The organism is uncultured Campylobacter sp. (assembly GCF_938017775.1).
Classification (GTDB): domain Bacteria; phylum Campylobacterota; class Campylobacteria; order Campylobacterales; family Campylobacteraceae; genus Campylobacter_B.
The window spans coordinates 1-5,267 of the sequence record NZ_CALIIU010000078.1 but is presented as its reverse complement, the minus strand read 5'-3'; the positions used below and the strand labels follow the sequence as shown (position 1 = coordinate 5,267).

Sequence of the window (5,267 nt, the reverse complement as noted above, 5' to 3'; positions counted from 1 at the left end):
TACTAGATGTTTTTTGCCCGCAAAGCTTAGCACTACGGCAGCATTATTTTCGTCGATCTCGCGCACCAGCTCTACTCGCACGTCGCTAGGTCTTGCGGTATCCGAGCTAAGCAGCTCATTTTCTAAAATGCTTCTAAATGCCGAAACCTTGGGCTCTTTTGCATCCGATCTTTCTTTTGCTCCCTCGCGAAATTCCATCGTACCACTCTCGGCAGAGCTTACTTTAAGCGGCGAAATTTTATCCGCTGCTCTTATATTCTCGGCGCTCTCATAGTTTTCGTCCGCCTCCGTAGCTTCCGAACGCTCGGCACGCGCAACTTCATCGTAAAATTTATCGTGTGCACTCTCTTCGCTCACGTTCTCGCCTCTTAAAAAATCTGCACCATCTACGCTTTTTGAGTCGTTAGAATTTTTTAAATTTAAAGCGGAGCCCTCATCTTTTTTCGCGAACTCTTGCGCGTCAGAATAATTGGTAAAATTTGCGTTCTTTGATCCGCTCTGATTTTTAAAAAAGGAGTCGTTTAAAATTTCATCTATGCCCGCCCCGTCCACGTCAGTGCCATCCATACTAGCGTCATCTTCAAAAACCCGCCATGTCTCGTCGATACTTTTTTGCGGCTTGTGTGATAAAAATTTTCGCACGCCGACGAAAGCCGCAGCCGCAAGCAGTAACGCTACGATTATCGGCATCACGGGAATCCCGTTGCTGCTGCTTTGCGCCGTCTCACTCGCCTCGCTCTTTACGCTCATCTTGCTCTGATCGAAAGCGGGGTTTTTTACGCGCAAAATGAGCTTTAAATTGCCGTCTTGAGTAAGAGCATCAACCGATAGATCGGCTCCGGTAGGGAAATTGATCTCGATATCCTTGCCCTTAGGCGCTATCGTAAAGCTTTTTAAGACCTTTTGATTGGTGCGCATTTCGTTAAATTTCTCGTCGCCGCCAAGCCCTTTTAAAATAAGGCTCATCGACTGCCCGTCGACGCGGCGCACGATGTCTGGCTTGTATGCGGAGTCAAATGCCAAGGCGATGTCGACGCTGTCGTCGTGGTTGAAAAGATCGTATTGCATCAGATTGGCGCCGAGACAAAAATTTGCGATTAAAATCAAAAATATCTTTTTCATATTTATTCCGTTAATTAAAAAGTTCAGCGATCTTGTCTTGCAGATCGTGCCCGCCGTAGTTCGCGCATAAATTTACGATCGCAGTACCGATGATAGCGCCGTCTGCGTATTCTTTCGTGGCGCGAACGTCGCTAGGGCTGCGAATACCAAAGCCGATCGCCACGGGCAGATCGCTCATTTTTTTAAGATCTGCGACCATATTTTTTAGGCGCGAAATCGGCGTTTGCTTACTTCCGGTCACGCCGATAGCGCCCACGCCGTAGATGAAGCCCCGCGCGCGGCTCAAAACTCGCGCGGCGCGGTGCTCGCTCGTAACGCTAATAAGTGGGATGAGCGCGATACCGAACTCCTCGCAAAGCGCGAAAATTTCCTCATTTTCCTCATACGGCAGATCGGGGATTATTAGTCCGCTGATGCCGTAGCGCGCCGCCTGCGCTACAAACTCGCGCGCGCCGTAGGCAAAGATCACGTTGTAATAGACCAAAAACACAAGCGGCTTGCGCGTTTGCACCCCTTTTAAAATTTCAAATACCTTCTCCGCGTTTACGCCGTTTTGCACCGCGGAAAAGCTCGCTTTAAAAATTTCCGGGCCGTCCGCGAGCGGATCGGAATACGGGATGCCGATCTCAAGCAGATCGATCGCGCTTTCGTCTAAATTTGACAAAAACTCCTTCGTGTGCGCGGGGCTCGGATAGCCAGCCACGATATAGCCGATGTTCGCCTTTTTGCCCGCAAAGGCCGCCTTGATCTTATCCATAAATCGTTCCTTTTTTGTAATTCATCACGGTATCCATATCCTTATCGCCCCTGCCGCTTACGTTTACGACGATCGTTTTTTTGCCCTTTAGCTGCGGGCAGAGCTTTTGCAAATACGCTAACGCATGCGCGCTTTCGATCGCGGGGATGATGCCCTCAAGCCTACAGAGCAGTTTAAGCGCCGTGATGCACTCATCGTCGGTTACCGCTTCGTATTTTGCGCGACTTATCTCGTGCAGATGCGCGTGCTCCGGGCCCACTCCAGGATAATCAAGCCCCGCCGAGATGCTGTGAACAGGCTCGATCATGCCGAATTTATCCTGCAGTACGATCGTTTTCATGCCGTGGATGATGCCCGCGCGCCCGTTAGTGATGGTCGCTGCGTGATAAGGGGTTTGTGCGCCCAAGCCGCCCGCCTCGACGCCGATGAGTTGCACGGCGGGATCATCCACGAACGCGCTAAAAATTCCTATCGCATTGCTTCCGCCACCCACGCAGGCTAGGACGTAATCGGCTTTAATCCCCTTGCTCGCAAGCTGCGATTTGGTCTCGGTACCGATGACGCTTTGAAAATCCCTAACCATCTTAGGATACGGATGCGGCCCGACCGCCGAGCCGATGACGTAAAATACGCTCTCTATCTCGTTCACCCACGCCTGAATCGCCGCGGTGGTCGCCTCTTTGAGCGTTTTTAAACCGGTGCCGATTTTGATTAAATTTGCACCCAAAAGCTGCATCCTAAATGCGTTGAGCTGCTGGCGCGCAGCGTCGGTCTCACCCATATACACGTCGCACTCAAGCCCGAATAGCGCCGCTGCCGTCGCTGTCGCCACGCCGTGCTGCCCCGCGCCGGTTTCTGCGATGACCTTTTTTTTGCCCATCTTTTTAGCGAGCAGCGCTTGCGCTAGGGCGTTATTGATCTTATGAGCGCCCGTATGGTTGAGATCCTCGCGCTTTAGATAAATTTCATGCCCGTAGTGCTCGCTAAGGCGCGCGGCGTGATATAGCGGCGTCGGACGCCCCGCATATTCGCGCAGCAAGTAACCTAGCTCGTCTTTAAATTCCTTAGTCTGCGCTATGGTGCTGTACGCATCCTCCAACTCCTCGAGCGCAAACATCGCCGTCTCAGGCACGAACTGCCCGCCGAAACTCCCGAAATACGCCTTTTTATTCATCCTATCTCCTCGCATTAAATCGTAGGATTATATAAAATTTCGCGTTAAATTTCGCTTTTTTGACGGCGCCTTTTGCGACGCTCTTCTAAATTTATCGGATATGCAGCCGCAAAAAACGCACGGCGTAAGATAGTAAATTTTGAAATTTACACTTGAAATTGCGGCTAATGTTTTGCTTGATGAGCGGCCCCAGCTTCGTAAATTTGAATAATTTGTGAATTTATTTGCTTTCATTGCCAATATCGCTCTTTTTAGAATTACCGATAGGACAAATTATATTGTCAGTATCTGTAAGTCTTAATTTTTTCCACTCTTCAAAACTATTAACCCTAATCAAATTATGTGGGATTTTTGACGGTTCATCAATAATTTTGAGGCACTCGCTCGTTTCTCTTTTAAAATACTGCATAATAAGGTGATTATCGTCATTTTCCAAAGCTTTTTTTATGCATTTTGCTTTTAACTCAACATGATTGCTATTGCTTGGAGAATTTTTTGAAAAAAGCCTTATTGGGACACACTCACTAATTGCTTCCGTATAAATCATACGAAAAACAAAAAACGAAATAATTAGCAAAAATGGTAATAGAATAATATTTTTGTATCGTTTTAAGAATTTTAATTTTCTTTGAGTCGTCATTTTTGTTCTCGCCAATATAACTTATATAATTCAAATTCATCTTGTATTTGATTGCTTATATTTATATCGTCTATACACCTGTGAGATTGCAAATCCAACTCCTTTAATTTCCTTTTATTCTTCGTTTTATTTGCTTCATTTAATTCTTTTATAAAATTATCATAGTTAAAATCCGCGCATATCATTTTGGAAGCTTGATTATAAATTTCTTTTTGTCCGCAAACTCTACTATCAAAGGCAATACCGTTTAATAACAATAAATTTTTAGTTTCATTTGCTTCTTTTAGCTTAGCTGAAAGTCGTATTTCCACAAATAAACATTTGCTTTTATCTAGCATATACGGTAGAATTAAAAGTAACGTAAAAATAATTAACACCAAATAAAAGACTATTTTTAAAATCTTTTTTAGCAATCTCATTTTATCTCTTTATTTTTTGATTAAAATTCTATCTATAAAATTAGTATTGCCGTCTCTATAAATGACCTTGCCATTTCTGTATATGACTTTTCCTGAGCCCGGATTTAAATACGGCACATAAACCAGTTGTGTTGCATAATAACCTTCATAAGCAATAATTTCTCTATTTGGCTCCAACAAACTCAATTCTTTTTGAATATCGCTTCCACCAATATAGCACATAGATAATTCAATAGGCATATTTGGATTATTTTTATATTTATCTAATTGCGAAATTTCCTTGTGCAATAATATTGCCGTATCTTTTGTGTTTTTATATTTATATGTATTTGTAAAAGCTCCATCTTTATCTATATTTGCGTGATCAGCATATACGATTCTATTCGTTGGATTATAATCGTCCATAGCCGATTTTGACATTATTTCTACTATATTATTTTGATTGTTTGGGTTTAATTTATTTATATCCGAATTATCGCTCCATCTCTTATCCGTACTATTAAAATTCTTAAGATTGTGTTCTAGCAGAGCCTTATTAATCTTGTCGTATTTATCGTAGCTCGGCAGCTTGTCCCCTAAATTTATTTTCGAGCCCGTTATATCCAAGCCTCTTCCGAGATAGTCCGCAAAGTGATCGTCCTTTATATCGGCATATCTATTCATAGCCTCGCCGCCAGGGATAAAGCGTCCTTTTTTGTAGTCTATAGCATGGCTTAGCTCATGTCCTAGGGTTTGAGCAAATGTTTTTATATCCGACGTATTGGCTAAATTTAAAGTGATAGTTTTGCTTAAAGAGTCGAAATTCCCTTTGAAAGGCTCATCATTTTTGCCCTTCGCATTGGCCTCGGATATTAGTTTTACTTTAATACCTTCTAAATTTAAACCATTGGCTTTGGCATAAGCATCTATCAGAGATTTTATTACCTGCTCTTTAGTGTTGATACCTACTTTTTCATCCATTAATACCGAGCTTAAATCTTTGCCGTAAGCCTTACTTAACTCATAAGCGTTTGCATATTCCGCTACGTTTTCATTGAAAGAAAAATCCCCGGTTTTTATAAGCATCTCTAAGGATTTTTCTATCGCGCTCCCCCTATTAAGCTCATCCTTTATCTCATTCCTTCCCCCTTCGCTAAAAAACCTCATATCCACACT

General features: G+C 43.5%; 6 protein-coding genes. All 6 read right to left on the bottom strand.

The window, feature by feature from the left end; all coding sequences use genetic code 11:
• Window positions 1–1,122: hypothetical protein (locus tag Q0537_RS09875; protein ID WP_299227726.1), on the bottom strand; the 1,122-nt coding region annotated here is incomplete at its 3' end.
• A gap of 10 nt (window positions 1,123–1,132) precedes the next feature.
• Window positions 1,133–1,879, bottom strand: coding sequence for a tryptophan synthase subunit alpha (gene trpA / locus Q0537_RS09870; protein WP_299227723.1), 747 nt, complete (start codon window positions 1,877–1,879; stop codon window positions 1,133–1,135).
• A complete protein-coding gene (gene trpB, locus Q0537_RS09865) occupies window positions 1,872–3,053 on the bottom strand; it encodes a tryptophan synthase subunit beta (RefSeq protein WP_299227720.1) in 1,182 nt (393 codons plus the stop codon). Before trpB ends, trpA begins: the two co-directional genes overlap by 8 nt.
• Before the next feature lie 220 nt (window positions 3,054–3,273).
• A complete protein-coding gene (locus Q0537_RS09860; RefSeq protein ID WP_299227717.1) occupies window positions 3,274–3,693 on the bottom strand; it encodes a hypothetical protein in 420 nt (139 codons plus the stop codon).
• Window positions 3,690–4,112 (bottom strand): hypothetical protein, encoded by a 423-nt coding sequence (locus tag Q0537_RS09855; RefSeq protein ID WP_299227714.1) that lies wholly within the window; start codon window positions 4,110–4,112, stop codon window positions 3,690–3,692. Before Q0537_RS09855 ends, Q0537_RS09860 begins: the two co-directional genes overlap by 4 nt.
• A 9-nt stretch (window positions 4,113–4,121) precedes the next feature.
• Window positions 4,122–5,267: hypothetical protein (locus tag Q0537_RS09850; protein WP_299227711.1), on the bottom strand; the 1,146-nt coding region annotated here is incomplete at its 5' end.

What these genes read in the sequence shown, in the direction of transcription:
- trpA (WP_299227723.1), bottom strand. Translation starts at nt 1,879, where the DNA reads ATGGATAAGATCAAGGCGGCCTTTGCGGGCAAAAAGGCGAACATCGGC.
- trpB (WP_299227720.1), bottom strand. Translation starts at nt 3,053, where the DNA reads ATGAATAAAAAGGCGTATTTCGGGAGTTTCGGCGGGCAGTTCGTGCCT.
- Q0537_RS09860 (WP_299227717.1), bottom strand. Translation starts at nt 3,693, where the DNA reads ATGACGACTCAAAGAAAATTAAAATTCTTAAAACGATACAAAAATATT.
- Q0537_RS09855 (WP_299227714.1), bottom strand. Translation starts at nt 4,112, where the DNA reads ATGAGATTGCTAAAAAAGATTTTAAAAATAGTCTTTTATTTGGTGTTA.